The organism is Herbaspirillum sp. SJZ107 (assembly GCF_006715485.1).
Classification (GTDB): domain Bacteria; phylum Pseudomonadota; class Gammaproteobacteria; order Burkholderiales; family Burkholderiaceae_D; genus Telluria.
Genome location: NZ_VFNH01000003.1, coordinates 24900 through 38654, shown reverse-complemented (window position 1 = coordinate 38654; position 13755 = coordinate 24900). Strand labels below are relative to the sequence as shown.

The 13755-nt window shown below is 66.9% G+C and carries 12 protein-coding genes; 9 read left to right on the top strand and 3 right to left on the bottom strand.

The genetic code is table 11. The features are described from left to right. Positions 1-100 precede the first annotated feature (100 nt). Positions 101-1108, top strand: coding sequence for an MBL fold metallo-hydrolase (locus FBX97_RS18370; RefSeq protein ID WP_141834788.1), 1008 nt, complete (start codon positions 101-103; stop codon positions 1106-1108). After that, positions 1105-2331 carry a YbfB/YjiJ family MFS transporter gene (locus FBX97_RS18365; protein WP_255517543.1) on the top strand — a complete coding sequence of 409 codons (1227 nt, stop codon included), beginning with the start codon at positions 1105-1107 and terminating at the stop codon, positions 2329-2331. The genes FBX97_RS18370 and FBX97_RS18365 overlap by 4 nt, the downstream gene beginning before the upstream one ends. A gap of 3 nt (positions 2332-2334) precedes the next feature. Here FBX97_RS18365 and FBX97_RS18360 read toward each other — a convergent pair whose 3' ends face one another. Continuing rightward, a complete protein-coding gene (locus tag FBX97_RS18360) occupies positions 2335-3792 on the bottom strand; it encodes a catalase (protein ID WP_304599197.1) in 1458 nt (485 codons plus the stop codon). A gap of 207 nt (positions 3793-3999) precedes the next feature. Here FBX97_RS18360 and FBX97_RS18355 point away from each other — a divergent pair, with 207 nt between their 5' ends. Then, complete coding sequence (locus tag FBX97_RS18355; protein WP_141834782.1) at positions 4000-5373, top strand: HD-GYP domain-containing protein; 1374 nt, start codon at positions 4000-4002, stop codon at positions 5371-5373. 138 nt (positions 5374-5511) lie between these two features. Continuing rightward, positions 5512-6885 (top strand): HD-GYP domain-containing protein, encoded by a 1374-nt coding sequence (locus FBX97_RS18350; RefSeq protein WP_141834779.1) that lies wholly within the window; start codon positions 5512-5514, stop codon positions 6883-6885. Between the two features lie 137 nt (positions 6886-7022). Here the strand turns inward: FBX97_RS18350 and FBX97_RS18345 are convergent, their stop codons facing one another. After that, positions 7023-7451: an organic hydroperoxide resistance protein gene (locus FBX97_RS18345; protein ID WP_141834776.1), complete on the bottom strand. Its 429-nt coding sequence runs from the start codon at positions 7449-7451 to the stop codon at positions 7023-7025. A 177-nt stretch (positions 7452-7628) separates the two neighbouring features. Further along, the gene (locus FBX97_RS18340; protein WP_141834774.1) at positions 7629-8501 is read right to left on the bottom strand and encodes a CAP domain-containing protein; all 873 of its coding nucleotides are present in this window, start codon (positions 8499-8501) and stop codon (positions 7629-7631) included. 100 nt (positions 8502-8601) lie between these two features. Here FBX97_RS18340 and FBX97_RS18335 point away from each other — a divergent pair, with 100 nt between their 5' ends. The 5 genes from FBX97_RS18335 to FBX97_RS18315 all read left to right on the top strand — a co-directional run bounded on the left by FBX97_RS18335 (position 8602) and on the right by FBX97_RS18315 (position 13728). Beyond that, a complete protein-coding gene (locus tag FBX97_RS18335) occupies positions 8602-10674 on the top strand; it encodes a M13 family metallopeptidase (RefSeq protein ID WP_141834771.1) in 2073 nt (690 codons plus the stop codon). Between the two features lie 122 nt (positions 10675-10796). Continuing rightward, positions 10797-11462, top strand: a complete 666-nt coding sequence (locus tag FBX97_RS18330; RefSeq protein WP_141834768.1) for a response regulator transcription factor — start codon at positions 10797-10799, stop codon at positions 11460-11462. Continuing rightward, a complete protein-coding gene (locus tag FBX97_RS18325) occupies positions 11452-12810 on the top strand; it encodes an ATP-binding protein (protein WP_141834765.1) in 1359 nt (452 codons plus the stop codon). The genes FBX97_RS18330 and FBX97_RS18325 overlap by 11 nt, the downstream gene beginning before the upstream one ends. A gap of 58 nt (positions 12811-12868) precedes the next feature. After that, positions 12869-13273, top strand: coding sequence for a YgiW/YdeI family stress tolerance OB fold protein (locus FBX97_RS18320; RefSeq protein ID WP_141834763.1), 405 nt, complete (start codon positions 12869-12871; stop codon positions 13271-13273). A gap of 125 nt (positions 13274-13398) precedes the next feature. Further along, a complete protein-coding gene (locus FBX97_RS18315) occupies positions 13399-13728 on the top strand; it encodes a CzcE family metal-binding protein (protein ID WP_185748652.1) in 330 nt (109 codons plus the stop codon). Positions 13729-13755 lie beyond the last annotated feature (27 nt).

Sequence of the window (13755 nt, the reverse complement as noted above, 5' to 3'; positions counted from 1 at the left end):
CCGTGGCCACTGTCCTCTACCCGCGCTTCCTGGCCTTTGGATAGTTGGCGCCGTGCGCGTTGTGCCGAAAGATCGCGGTATCGCAATCCAGGAGAAGCGCATGAACCTCAATGGCAAAGAACACCACTGGCGGACCGGCAGGGATCCGCTGTTCCGGTCCTGGTGCCTGTACTTGTGCGTCACGCTGGCGGCGGCCCTGCTGGGTGCGCCCGCCGCCGATGCCGCCGCGCCCCGGGCGCACGCGCCGAACCCCGGCTACTACCGCATGATGCTGGGCGACTTCGAAGTCGTCGCGCTGTCCGACGGCACCCATCCTTTCCCGGTCGAGAGCGTGATGGCCGGCACCTCGCCCGAGGCGGTGGCGCACGCGCTCGCCGCCGATGACCTGAAGTTGCCGCTGCAGGGTTCGATCAACGCCTTCCTGGTCAATACCGGCACCAGGCTGGTGCTGATCGATACCGGGGCAGGGGCCCTGTACGGCGCCTGCTGCGGCCAGCTGCTGGCGAACCTGCGGGCAGCCGGCTATGCGCCCGGGCAGGTCGACGAGATCCTGTTGACCCACTTGCACAAGGACCATGTGGGCGGGGTGCTGCGCGCCGGGAACATCGCGTTCCCGAACGCGGTGCTGCGCGTGGCCCGCGCGGATGCCGATTACTGGCGCGACCCGGCGAGCCGCGCGCGTGCGCCCGAATTCCTGCGCAGCTTCTTCGACAGCGCCAGCGCGATGCTGGCACCCTATGCCGAGGCCGGGCGCCTGCGGCCTTTCGCGCTTGACACCGAACTGGTGCCCGGCATCCGCACCCTGAGCGCGCCTGGCCATACGCCCGGCCACACCGCCTACCTGGTCGAGAGCCGCGGCCAGCGCCTGCTGGTGTGGGGCGATATCGTGCACGTCGCCCCGGTCCAGTTGCGGGATCCGCAGGTCACGCTCAAGTACGACAGCAGCGCCGGTGCCGCCCAGCGCACACGGCGCGCGCTGCTGGCGCGGGCCGCGCAGGAACATCTATGGGTCGGTGCCGCGCATATCGCCTTCCCGGGCCTGGGACATATCCGCCAGGACGGCGCCGCTTACCGCTGGATCCCGGCCAATTACGAGACCATGCCATGAGCATGCGCGCCGCCCACGCGCCCGTTCCATCCGCCGGGCAGGTCATCTCGCCGGCCTATGCCATCGTGGCCGGCATGTGCGCCAGCCTGGTCGCGATCGGCCTGGCGCGTTTCGCCTATACCCCCCTGATTCCGCTCCTGATCCAGGCGCACTGGTTTGCCGCCAGCGACGTCGTCTACCTTGGCGCGGCCAATTTCGCGGGCTACTTCGTGGGCGCCCTGTGCGGACGGCCGCTCGCGGCGCGCACCGGCCCGCGCGCCGCGCTGCGCGCGATGATGCTGCTGGCGAGCCTGGCCTTCCTCGCCTGCGCCTGGCCGTTGTCGCTGCCGTGGTTCTTCGCGTGGCGCTTCCTGTCCGGCTTTGCCGGGGCGGTGGTGATGGTCCTGGTGGCGCAGACCGTGCTGCCGCTGGTCGCCCTGTCACGGCGAGGGATCGCCAGCGGCGCCATCTTCATGGGCATCGGCGCCGGCATCGTGGTGTCGGGCACGCTGCTGCCGCCGCTCCTGCGCCTGGGCCTGGCGAGCTGCTGGATCGGGCTGGCCGTGTTCAGCGGCCTGTTGACGGCGCTGACCTGGCGCGCCTGGCCTGCCCACATGGCGCCGGCGCAGGCGCATGCCACCGGCTATGCGGCGCCAGCCGCGTCCCGACCGGCACCGCTGGCGGTGCGGGTGCTGTACCTCGAATATGCCGCGGTGGCAGCCGGTCTGGTGCCGGCGGCAGTGTTCCTGGTGGACTTCGTGGCGCGCGGCCTGCACGAGGGTGCGGCGCATGGCGCGCTGTACTGGATACTGTACGGGGCAGGGGCGGCCGCGGGACCGATGGCCTACGGCTTGGTGGCGGATCGCGCCGGCTTCGGCAATGCATTGCGGCTCGGCTTGCTTCTGTCGGGCCTGGCGTCGCTGCTCCTGGCCGAACTGCCGCATACGCCGTCGCTGGTGCTGGCCAGCCTGCTCCTGGGCGCATTCACGCCGGGCGTGGTCACGCTCGTCATCGGCCGGCTGCACGAGCTGATGGCACACGACCACGATGCGCAGCATGCGGCCTGGAGCCGCTCGACCACGATGTTCGCGCTGTCCCAGGCCGTGTCGGGCTATGGCTTTTCCTGGATATTCGCGCACAGCGGCGGCGATTACCGGGCGATCTACCTGGTGGCGGTCGCGGCCTTTGCGCTGGCCCTGCTGGCCGACCTCGCGGTGTCCCGGTCGAGGCGGCCGGCAGGATGAGGCTTAGGCCCGGTTCAGGATGCGGCTGATCGCAGCCGACACGCCCTGACCGTAGGCCGGATCGGCCTTCAGGAAGTGACCGATCTGGCGGTCCTGGATCGTGGCATCTGCCTGGCTCAGGGCGCCGGCGATGTTCTCGATCAGGTTGCGCTTGGCATCAATCGTCAACAGGCGGAACAGGTTGCCGGCCTGGGTGTAGTGGTCGTCGGTGGCGCGGGTGTCGTAGCGGCCCGCCGTGCCTTCCAGCTGCCAGCCTGCGTCGCCGTGGCCGAAGCCGCCGGCCGCCGGCATGGCACCGTTCTGGACGGGATCATAGTTGGCCGCCGAACCGCCGTTGAAGAGCGCCATCGCGCCGTCGCGCTGCTGGTTGTGGATGGGGCAGCGCGGACGGTTCACGGGCAGGTGCTGGTGGTTGGTGCCGACGCGGTACAGCTGGGCGTCGTGGTAGGCGAACAGGCGTGCCTGCAGCATCTTGTCCGGGCTGTAGCCCAGGCCCGGCACGATGTTCGACGGCGACAGCGCGGCCTGCTCGACGTCCTGGTGGTAGTTGTCCGGGTTGCGGTTCAGTTCCAGGATGCCGACCGGGAGGCGCGGGAACTCGCCCTGCGGCCAGACTTTCGTCAGGTCGAACGCGTCCCAGCCGGTCCTGGCTTCCCAGGCGGCGCGCTGGGCGTCGTTCATGACCTGCATCTCGACGCTCCAGCGCGGGAAATCGCCGCGTGCAATCGCGTTGAACAAATCGCGCTGGGCGTAGTCCGGGTCGGTGCCGGCCAGGCGCACTGCTTCGGCAGCGCTCAGGTTCTTGATGCCCTGCTGGGTCTTGAAGTGCCATTTCACCCAGTGGCGCTCGCCGTCGGCATTGATCAGGCTGTAGGTGTGGCTGCCGAAACCGTCCATGTGGCGGTAGCCGTCCGGGGTGCCGCGGTCCGAGAACAGGATCGTCACCTGGTGCAGGCTTTCCGGTGCGCGGCTCCAGAAATCCCACATCATCTGGGCGGACTTGAGGTTGGTCTGCGGATCGCGTTTCTGGGTGTGGATGAAGTCCGGGAACTTGATGCCGTCCTTCAGGAAGAAAGTCGGGGTGTTATTGCCGACCAGGTCCCAGTTGCCGTCTTCGGTATAGAAGCGCAGGGCGAAGCCGCGCGGATCGCGCTCGGTATCGGCCGAACCTTTTTCGCCGCCCACGGTCGAGAAACGCAGGAAGGTCTCGGTCTGCTTGGCAACGGTGTCGAACACTTTGGCGCTGGTGTAGCGGCTGATGTCGTGCGTCACGATGAAGGTGCCGTAGGCGCCCGAACCTTTTGCATGGACCACGCGCTCGGGGATGCGCTCGCGATTGAAGTGCTGCAGCTTTTCGATCAGGTGGAAATCCTGCAGCAGGACCGGGCCGCGCGGGCCGGCGGTGATCGAGTTCTGGTTGTCGACGACGGGGATGCCGGAAGCGGTAGTGAGGTTGCGCATGTTCGTCTCTTTCATTGGCTAGGTTATTGACTATCGATTTACATATTTCGATAGCTGCGATCTATATATGCCATGGTAGAGTGTCTGACTCATCTAAGCAAACTATCAATTTGTATGGATGAGATAGGTAAAATTAATTTACCTACAGAATCACATATGTGTAATGTATTTCTCAAATTCATCATTTATTATTGTAGAGAAATCGTCATGTATGCCGTTCCCACTCCCTCCAGCGCCCTGAAACTATCGGAACTGATTGCTGCACTCAGCTACGCCCTCGACATTACCGAGGGCCAGCCGCCCGGCCATTGCGTGCGCTGCTGCTGGATCGGCATGCACATCGGGCGCCGGATCGGCTTGCCGGAAGCGCAGTTGTGGGAGCTTTACTACACCTTGCTGCTGAAAGACCTGGGCTGCAGCAGCAATGCGGCGCGCATCTGCGAGCTCTACCTCACTGACGACCTCGACTTCAAGCGCGACTACAAGACGGTCGGCGACAGCCTGCCGCAGGTGCTCGGCTTCGTGCTCAAGCACACCGGTTTGAAAGCCGGCCTGGCCGAGCGCTTCCGCAGCGTGATGACCATCCTGCGCGACGGTCCGGAAATCGCGCGCGACCTGGTGGCCACGCGCTGCCAGCGTGGCGCCGAGATCGCCAGCCTGCTGCGCTTTCCGCAAGGCGTTTCCGACGGCATCTATTCGCTGGACGAACATTTCAATGGCAACGGCAAGCCGGCGCGCCTGGCCGGCGAGGCGATCCCCGTGTATTCGCGCATCGCGCTGCTGGCCCAGGTGATCGACGTCTTCCATACCGAAGGCGGACGCGCGGCGGCGCTGGAAGAAGTCCAGGCGCGCAGCGGCCAGTGGTTCGATCCAGCGCTAGTGGATGCCTTCGGCCAGGTGGCGCAGTCGGCCGATTTCTGGGAGGTGCTGGCCGGATCAGGCATCGACGCCGCCGTGGCCGCCATCCAGCCGGACGGGCAGGGCCGCGAGCATGCGCTTGACGAGGATTACCTGGACGATATCGCCGCCGCCTTCGGCCAGGTGGTCGATGCCAAGAGCCCGTACACCAGCGGCCACAGCGCGCGGGTGGCGCTGTACACCGACATGATCGGCGAAGCGCTGGGCCTGTCGAGCCAGCGCCGCCGCTGGCTCAAGCGTGGGGCGCTGCTGCACGACGTGGGCAAGCTGGGCGTCAGCAACAGCGTGCTGGACAAGGCCGGCGCCCTCGACCGCGCCGAGTGGGACGCGGTCAAGCTGCACGCGGAATTCACCGAGACCATCCTCGGCCGTATCGAACCCTTCCGCGAACTGGCGGCGATTGCCGCGGCCCACCACGAGCGCCTCGACGGCAACGGCTACCCGCGCGGCCTGACGGCGGAAGACATCCGCATCGAGACCCGCATCATCACCACCGCCGACATCTTCGACGCGATCACGGCCGAGCGCCCGTACCGCGGCGCGATCCCGATCCCGCAGGCGCTCGAGATGATGCGCAAGACGGTCGGCAGCGTGCTCGACCCGGAATGCTTCGAGGCGCTGGTGCGCGCAGTGGAGCAGGTACCGTTTGCAGAGGCCGCCTGAGGCCAGGGCGCCACAATTGTCAATTTATTGACGTCACGTATCAATATTTTGCAATTTTTGATGCCATGCTGCATCTATTGATGGGTATCATATTGCTTTAATTCATCAAATTTTGCTTTTTCGGCAGTTTGTCGCGCCATGAATCCATCCCCTTCGTCGTCTTGCACGCTCAAATTATCGGAGCTGATCGCCTCGCTCAGTTACGCCCTCGACATTACCGAAGGGCAGTCGCCGGGCCACTGCCTGCGCTGCTGCTGGGTCGCCATGCACATCGGCCGCCAGGCCGGACTCAGCGACAGGGAACTGTGGGAGCTCTACTACGTGGTGCTGCTCAAGGACCTGGGCTGCAGCAGCAATGCCGCGCGCATCTGCGAGATGTATCTCACCGACGACCGCAATTTCAAGCGCGACTGGATGCTGGTCGACGACAGCCTGCACAAGGTGCTCGGCTTCGTGCTCAAGCACACCGGCCTGAAGGCGGGCCTGGCCGAGCGCTTCCGCAACGTGATGCGCATCGTGCGCGACGGCCGCACGCTGCAGGACGAATTCGTCGCCACCCGCTGCCAGCGCGGCGCCGAGATCGCGCGCCTGCTGCGCTTCCCGGAATCGGTATCGAAGGGCATCTACAGCCTGGACGAGCATTTCAACGGCAACGGCAAGCCGGAGCGCCTGCAGGGCGACGACATCCCGCTGTATTCGCGCATCGCGCTGATGGCGCAGGTGGTCGACGTGTTCCACACCGAAAGCGGGCGTGAGGCCGCGCTGAAGGAAGTGCGCAGCCGCGCCGGCCAGTGGTTCGACCCGCGCCTGGTGGCGGCCTTCGAGCAGGTCGCCGCCGCGGACACGTTCTGGCACACGCTGGGCGCGCCCGACATCGAACGCGCCGTGACCGGCCTGCCGGCGGCCGCCCTCGACCGCCAGTACGTCCTCGACGACGACTACCTGGACGACATCGCCACCGCCTTCGGCCAGGTGGTCGATGCCAAGAGCCCGTACACCAGCGGCCACAGCGCACGCGTCGCGCTGTACACCGACATGATCGCGGAATCGCTGGGCCTGTCGGAAGAACGGCGCCGCTGGCTCAAGCGCGGCGCGCTGCTGCACGACGTCGGCAAGCTGGGCGTCAGCAACAGCGTGCTGGACAAGGCCGGCAAGCTCGATCCGGACGAGTGGGAAGCGGTCAAGGAACACGCGCGCTACACGGAAACCATCCTCGGCAGCATCGGCGCCTTCCGCGAGCTGGCGGCCATCGCCGGCGCCCACCACGAAAAACTGGACGGCACCGGCTACCCGCGCGGCCTCAGCGCGGACCAGATTTCGATCGAGACGCGCATCATCACCACCGCCGACATCTTCGACGCGATCACGGCCGAGCGTCCCTACCGCGGCGCGATCCCGATCCCGCAGGCGCTCGAGATCATGCGCAAGACGGTCGGCACGGCGCTCGATGCCGACTGCTTCGAGGCGCTGGTGCGGGCGGTGGAAGCGGTGCCGTTTCCGCAAGCGGCCTGAGACCATGTGCGCGCCCGGCAGCGCGCACATGCGCCGGAAACACGCAGGCCACCGACAAGACAAAAGGCGCCGTCCCCGCAGGGACAGCGCCTTTTTTGTATTCGACATCCTCGCGGGTTGCGGGGTGATCGCAAGACTTATACGACGGTCAGGGTCACGTCGATGTTGCCGCGGGTCGCGTTCGAGTACGGGCAGACGACGTGGGCGGCCTCGACCAGTTCCTGCGCAGCGGCACGGTCCATGCCCGGCAGGCTGACGGCCAGTTCCACGGCCAGGCCGAAACCGTTGGGGATCGGGCCGATCGCCACGCTGGCGTCGACGGCGGTATCGGCCGGCACCGCGATTTTCTTCTGGCCTGCCACGAACTTCAGGGCGCCGATGAAGCAGGCCGAGTAGCCGGCTGCGAACAGCTGTTCCGGGTTGGTCGCGCCACCCTTGCCGCCCATTTCCTTCGGCGGCTGCAGGGTCACGTCCAGCAGGCCGTCGTCGGTGGTCGAACGGCCTTCGCGGCCGCCGGTGGTGTGGGCTTTGGCGGTGTACAGGACTTTGTCGAGCTTGGTGGTCATGGCGTTACCCTTTCAATGGTTTGAGAATAGTTCGTGATTCCGGTGGGGTGCCAGCAGTGTGGCGCTTCCATGGGTAAAACTATAGCGCACAATTAAATAGCGCGCTATTTATTATTTTCGATGAAAGCGATAGCCGGGATCGATGCAATTTATCGGCCGGGGTGAATGCGGCCTGGTTCAGCGCGGGCGGGCGAACACCTGGGTCCAGTAGGGCGTGCGGTTCTCGTTCTCCGGGTTGATCGCATACGCCGCCCCCATCTCGGTGAAATTCGGGTTCATGATGTTGGCGCAGTGGCCCGGGCTGTCGAGCCAGGCGGCGACCGCTTCCTGCGGCGTGCGGTTACCGGACGCGATGTTCTCGCCCACCGTGCGCCAGGTGTAGCCGGCGCGGGTGGCGCGGTCGGCCGCCTCGCTGCCGTCTTTTTCCTTGTGACTGAAATAATGGCCCTCGGCCATATTGGTGCTGTGGGCCAGCGCGGCCAGGCCCAAGCGCCCGTTCCACACGACCGGCGGCGCCGCCGCGAACGACTGCGTGCCGCAGCTGCGCGGCTGCGCCCGCGCGCGGTTGACCCCGTCGAGGATCTCGGCCCCGGCGGCTTCCCAGCCAGGCAGCTCGGGCAGGATCAGCGGATGCGCCAGCACCACCTGCCAGGCATCGCCGCGGCGTGCGGTGCCGATCGCGGCCAGGCCCGGGTCGAGCAGCGTGACGCAGTATTTCTGGCGCAGCACTGCCATGGCCGCCGGCGCATCCCTGGGGCCGGTCAGCGAGATCGCTTCGGCGCGGTCGGCGCGGTAGCCTAGGCGCTGCAGCGCCGATTCGAGGAAGGTGCCGGTGCCGACCTCCACGCGTGCCAGCGCGGCTTCCGGCACCAGCGGCGGCGCCGCGGGACGGCCATCGCAGCCGGCGGGCGCGGCGCGGTAGGCGTTCACCAGGTCGGCCAGTTCGTCGGCATGCGCCGGGGCAGGACTCAGCAGCACGGCGGCGGCGGCCAGGGCGAGGCCGGCGGCGGCAGGGTGCAGGGAAGCGGGGAGAGCGAAAGCACGCGACATGCGTCGGCAGATGGGGGCGCCCGCCTTACCCACAATGAATCCTTGGCAAGGGGTAAGGATTAATTTAGCATTCCTTGCTTCATTGATGAGGAGACATTGTATGAAGCCTACCCTGGGCAGCGCCCTGATTGCCGGCCTGTTCGCCGGCGCGGCCTTTGCCGCCCCGATGGCCGCCGTGTCTGCCGCCACCACCCCTGGCGCGACTGCTGCCGCGCCGGTGTCCGGCGTCGACAAGAGCGCGTTCGACGCGGCGGTGCGTCCGCAGGACGACTTTTTCCGTTACTCCCAAGGGAAGTGGCTGAAGGACGTCGAGATCCCGAACGACCGCTCGAGCTGGGGTGCCTTCAACGTGGCCCAGGAAAACGTCGAAGGCCAGATCCGCACGCTGATCGAGGGGGCGGCGCAGGACAAGGCGGCAAAGACCGGTTCCGACAACCAGAAGATGGGCGATTACTACGCCAGCTACGTCGACCAGGCGCAGCGCAATGCGCTCGGCGTCACGCCCCTGACGGTCGAGCTGGCACGCATCGCCGCGCTGGAAGACAAGCGGGGCCTGGGCGCCCTGGCCGCGCATGCCGGCCGCATCGGCGCCGGCAGCCCGGTCGCCATGAGCGTGGGCCAGGACAGCAAGCAGTCGACGCGCTACCTGGTCGATATTGCGCAGTCGGGCCTGGGCATGCCGAACCGCGATTTCTATATCCAGACCGGCGACGCCAAGCTGATGGACACCCGCGCCAAATACCAGGCGCACGTCGAAAAACTGCTGGCGCTGGCCGGCCAGCCCGACCCGGCCGGACAGGCTGCGCGCATCGTGGCGCTGGAGACCCGGATCGCCACGGCCCAGTGGAGCGCAGTGCAGAACCGCGATCCGGTCAAGACCTACAACAAGATGACGATCGCCCAGCTGAAGGCGCTGGCACCGGGCTTCGACTGGGATGGCTGGATGAAGGAACAAGGCATTGCCGGCAAGGTAACGGAAGTGAACGTCAGCCAGCCGAGCTACCTGCAGGCGCTGGACGGGATCATCGCCGCCACCCCGGTCGACACCTGGAAATCCTACTTCACGTTCCGTCTGCTGAGCAGCTACGCGCCTTACCTGTCGCAGCCCTTCGTCGACGAGAGCTTCGCCTTCCGCGGCAGCGTGCTGTCGGGCGCCAAGGTCAACCGTCCGGTCGAGAAGCTGGCGATCGCCCAGATCAACCGCGACCTCGGCGAGGTCGTCGGCAAGGTCTACGTGAAAAACTACTTCCCGGCCGAGCGCAAGGCGCAGGTCCAGGACATGGTGAACAACTTCCTGCTGGCCTACAAGGAACGCATCGACACGCTGGACTGGATGAGTCCCGAGACCAAGAAGCAGGCACAGGCCAAGCTGGCCAAGATCTCGGTCAAGGTGGGTTATCCGGACCAGTGGCGCGATTATTCGGCGCTGCTCATCAAGCGCGGCGACCTGGCCGGCAACGTGATGCGCGCGCGCGAGTTCGCCCACCAGTACGGCGTCAACAAGCTGGGCCAGCCGGTCAACCGCGGCGAATGGCACATGACGCCGCAGACCGTGAACGCCTACTACAGCCCGGAGATGAACGAAGTCGTGTTCCCGGCCGCGCGCCTGCAGTCGCCGCTCTACGATGCGAATGCCGAGCCGGCCATCAACTACGGTGCCGTCGGCATCTCGATCGGCCACGAGATCAGCCACGCCTTCGACGACCAGGGCGCCCAGTACGACGGCGACGGCAATTTGCGCAACTGGTGGACGAAACAGGACGGGGAAAAATTCGCCGCCAAGGGCAAGGTGCTGGTGTCGCAGTACGCCGCCTACAGCCCGGTCGAAGGCTACCACCTGAACGGCGAACTGACGCTGGGCGAGAACATCGCCGACAACGCCGGCGCCATCATGGCCAGCCGCGCCTACCGGATCTCGCTGAAGGGCAAGCCGGCGCCGGTGATCGACGGCTACACCGCCGAACAGCGCATCTTCATGGGCATGGCCCAAGCGCGCCGCGGCAAGGCGCGCGACGCCGCCCTGATCGCGCAGGTCAAATCGGACCCGCATTCGCCGTCCGAATTCCGCGTCAACGGCAGCCTGCGCAACCACCCCGGCTATTACGAAGCCTTCGACGTCAAGCCGGGCGACAGGATGTACCTGGCGCCGGAACAGCGCGTGATCTTCTGGTAACCGGCAGGGCCGGGGCGACCGACGCCAGCCCGGGGGCTGGCGTTTTTCATTCGGCGCTTCCTGTTGGCGCATCTCGTTCGCTTTAAGATTGGCTTCATCCATTCAACGTAAGGTCGGCCGGCATGCGCATCCTGCTCGTAGAAGACGACATTTCCCTCGGCGGCACCATCCAGGCCTGGCTGCGCCTGGACGGCCACGCCGTCGACTGGGTCGAGCGCGGCGACTCGGCCGACACCGCCATCAGGACCCACCATTACGACTGCGTGCTGCTCGACCGCGGCTTGCCCGGCCTGAGCGGCGACGCCCTGCTGGCCAGCCTGCGCGCGGCCGGCAACGCCGTGCCGGTGATCCTGATCACCGCCTTCAATGCGCTGGCCGACCGCGTCGAAGGACTCGACCTGGGCGCCGACGATTACCTGGTCAAGCCCTTCGAGCTGGAAGAGATGTCGGCACGCATCCGGGCCGCGGCGCGGCGCGGCGTCAACCGCGCCAGCAATGCGCTGGCACATGGCGCCATCGCGCTCGACCCCGATACCAGGCAGGTCACCCTGGCCGGCCAGCCGGTGGCGCTGACCGCGCGCGAATACCATGTGCTGTACGCGCTGCTGCTGCGCAGGAACGCGATCGTGACCCGCGCCCAGATCGAGGAAACGCTGTACGGCTGGGGCGACGAGGTCGAGAGCAATGCGATCGAGGTGTATATCCACAACCTGCGCAAGAAGCTGGGCGGCGACAGCATCGTCACCGTGCGCGGCCTCGGCTACCGCATGAAGCACGATGAAGCCTGAATCCGCATCCTGGTCGCTGCGGCGGCGCCTGCTGGGGGCGATCCTGGCCGCCAGCGCCGTGCTGTGGCTGGCCAGCCTCGGCATCGCTACCGCGGTCGCCTGGCATGAAACCAGCGAGGTGTTCGACGACGCGCTGGAAGAGGCGGGCTACATGATCATGGCCGCCACCACCGACTGGAACGAGCGCGGCCTGGCCATCCCGCCGCGTCCGGGCGCCGCGGCGCGCAAGGCCGACATGCAGTATCAGGTCGTGGTGCAGGGCAGGGTACTGCAGCGCACCGGCGGCGCGCCGTCCGCGCCTTTTGTCGTCGATGGCGAGGACAGCGACGACAGCCACGGCTTCGCCGACACCGATGCCGGGGGCCACCGCTGGCGCGTGTTCGTGGTGCGCGACCAGGACCGCCACGTCGAGGTGCAGGTGGGCCAGCGCGCGTCGGACCGCTACGAGATCCTGGAAGAACTGGCCGAACACCTGTGGCCGCCGGTCCTCGGCATGCTGGCGCTGCTGGCCCTGGTGTGCTGGTTCCTGATCGGGCACGTGCTGCAGCCGCTGCGCCGCACCGCCGCGGCCATCGCCGCCAAGACCCCGAGCGACCTGGCGCTGGTGCCGGCCACCGGCCAGCCGCACGAGGTGCTGCCGATCGTGCAGGCGCTGAACGGCGTGCTGGGGCGGCTCGACGCGGCACTGCAGGCCGAGCGCCGCTTCACCGCCGATGCCGCCCACGAACTGCGCACGCCGCTGGCCGGCCTGCACATGCACGTGCAGCTGCTGCAGCGCCAGCATCCGCAGCCCGCGCTGGCGGCGCCGTTCCGGAAGCTGCGCCAGGACATCGCGCGCATCACGGCGCTGGTCGACAGCCTGCTGCTGCTGGCGCGCCTGGATCCGCTGGCTAACACCCAGCTGGTGCGCCAGCCGGTGGCGCTGGCGCCCTTGCTGGAGCGCCTGCTGGCAATCCACGCGCCGGAGGCGGCGCGGCGCAACATCCGGCTGAGGGTACGCTGCGAACTGGACACGGTGCAGGCCGATCCGGCGATGCTCGAGATCGTGCTGCGCAACCTGCTCGACAATGCGCTGCGCTATTGCCCGGACGGCAGCCGGATCGAGATCGAAGCGGGCATTGAAGGCGGCAGCGCCCGCATCGCCGTGCGCGACGACGGCACCGGCGTCGACGAGGCCAGCCGTGCACGCCTGACCGAGCGTTTCTTCCGCGTGCTGGGGCAGGGCCAGGCCGGCAGCGGGCTCGGGCTGTCGATCGTCAAGCGCATCGCCGACCTGCACGGCATCGCGCTCGGCTTCGGCAGCGGCCTGGATGGGCGCGGGCTAGGGGTGTTCCTGGACTTTCCTTAAGATACATTTAATGTCGGCTGTGTGTAATGGGGCCATTCCCACACGACAGGAGCCGACCATGACCACCATCACCCGCATCGCCTGCATCGTCACCCTGCTGGCCGCCTCGGCCGCCGCCGGCGCCCAGTCCGGCGCCTACAGCGGCCCATCGACCCAGGCCGCACCAAGCGGCTATGCCGGCCCGTCGAGCGTGCCGCTGGTGACCGCCAAGGCCTTGCTCGACAGCGGCAAGGACGACCAGTACGCGCGCCTGCGCGGCAAGCTGACCGGCCACAAGGGGGGCGAAGACTACGAGTTCAGCGACGCCAGCGGCAAGATGACGGTCGAGATCGACGCCAAGCACTTTCCAGCGGGCGTGAAGATCGACCAGAACACTCAGGTCGAACTGGTCGGCGAGTTCGACAAGGAAACCTTCGGCGAATCGACGCTCGAGGTCAAGCAGATCAAGGTCGTCGGCCAATGACGGCAGGGGGACGCGGGCGGATCGATTGTTACGTCATGCGTAACGAATAATCTTTCCAGCCGCTATTTTTCGATCCGGTTGCGGTGATTACCATGTCTTGGTCAACACTTACCGGATCGACCATCATGAAATCCCCATTGCTCCTCACTGCATTGCTCGTCACCACCCTGGCCGCCGGCGCGGCCGAACAACCGGTCAGCTTCCTCGGCAACGCCGCACCGGCCCAGGCCAGGGCCGACGAGGTCATCGTCCTGTCCGACGCCACCCGCTACATCAACGTCACCGGCGGCGAGACCGTGCGCTTCATCGCCGGCGACCGCAGTTTCGCCTGGACCTTCGAGAACGGCAGCGCCCACCTGGCACCGTTCGACCTCGAACGGATCCTTCCGAAGGACGTGCTGCATCACCGCGTGACCGCCTACGTGGCCGACAACCCGCTGTACGCGAATAACTGATCCTGCCGGGCCGGGTAGAATACTGGC

Bases quoted from the DNA above. Each gene is read 5' to 3' on its own strand.
- FBX97_RS18355 (WP_141834782.1), top strand. From the start codon at position 4,000: ATGTATGCCGTTCCCACTCCCTCCAGCGCCCTGAAACTATCGGAACTG.
- FBX97_RS18350 (WP_141834779.1), top strand. From the start codon at position 5,512: ATGAATCCATCCCCTTCGTCGTCTTGCACGCTCAAATTATCGGAGCTG.
- FBX97_RS18360 (WP_304599197.1), bottom strand. From the start codon at position 3,792: ATGCGCAACCTCACTACCGCTTCCGGCATCCCCGTCGTCGACAACCAG.
- FBX97_RS18330 (WP_141834768.1), top strand. From the start codon at position 10,797: ATGCGCATCCTGCTCGTAGAAGACGACATTTCCCTCGGCGGCACCATC.
- FBX97_RS18340 (WP_141834774.1), bottom strand. From the start codon at position 8,501: ATGTCGCGTGCTTTCGCTCTCCCCGCTTCCCTGCACCCTGCCGCCGCC.
- FBX97_RS18320 (WP_141834763.1), top strand. From the start codon at position 12,869: ATGACCACCATCACCCGCATCGCCTGCATCGTCACCCTGCTGGCCGCC.
- FBX97_RS18325 (WP_141834765.1), top strand. From the start codon at position 11,452: ATGAAGCCTGAATCCGCATCCTGGTCGCTGCGGCGGCGCCTGCTGGGG.
- FBX97_RS18365 (WP_255517543.1), top strand. From the start codon at position 1,105: ATGAGCATGCGCGCCGCCCACGCGCCCGTTCCATCCGCCGGGCAGGTC.
- FBX97_RS18370 (WP_141834788.1), top strand. From the start codon at position 101: ATGAACCTCAATGGCAAAGAACACCACTGGCGGACCGGCAGGGATCCG.
- FBX97_RS18315 (WP_185748652.1), top strand. From the start codon at position 13,399: ATGAAATCCCCATTGCTCCTCACTGCATTGCTCGTCACCACCCTGGCC.
- FBX97_RS18335 (WP_141834771.1), top strand. From the start codon at position 8,602: ATGAAGCCTACCCTGGGCAGCGCCCTGATTGCCGGCCTGTTCGCCGGC.
- FBX97_RS18345 (WP_141834776.1), bottom strand. From the start codon at position 7,451: ATGACCACCAAGCTCGACAAAGTCCTGTACACCGCCAAAGCCCACACC.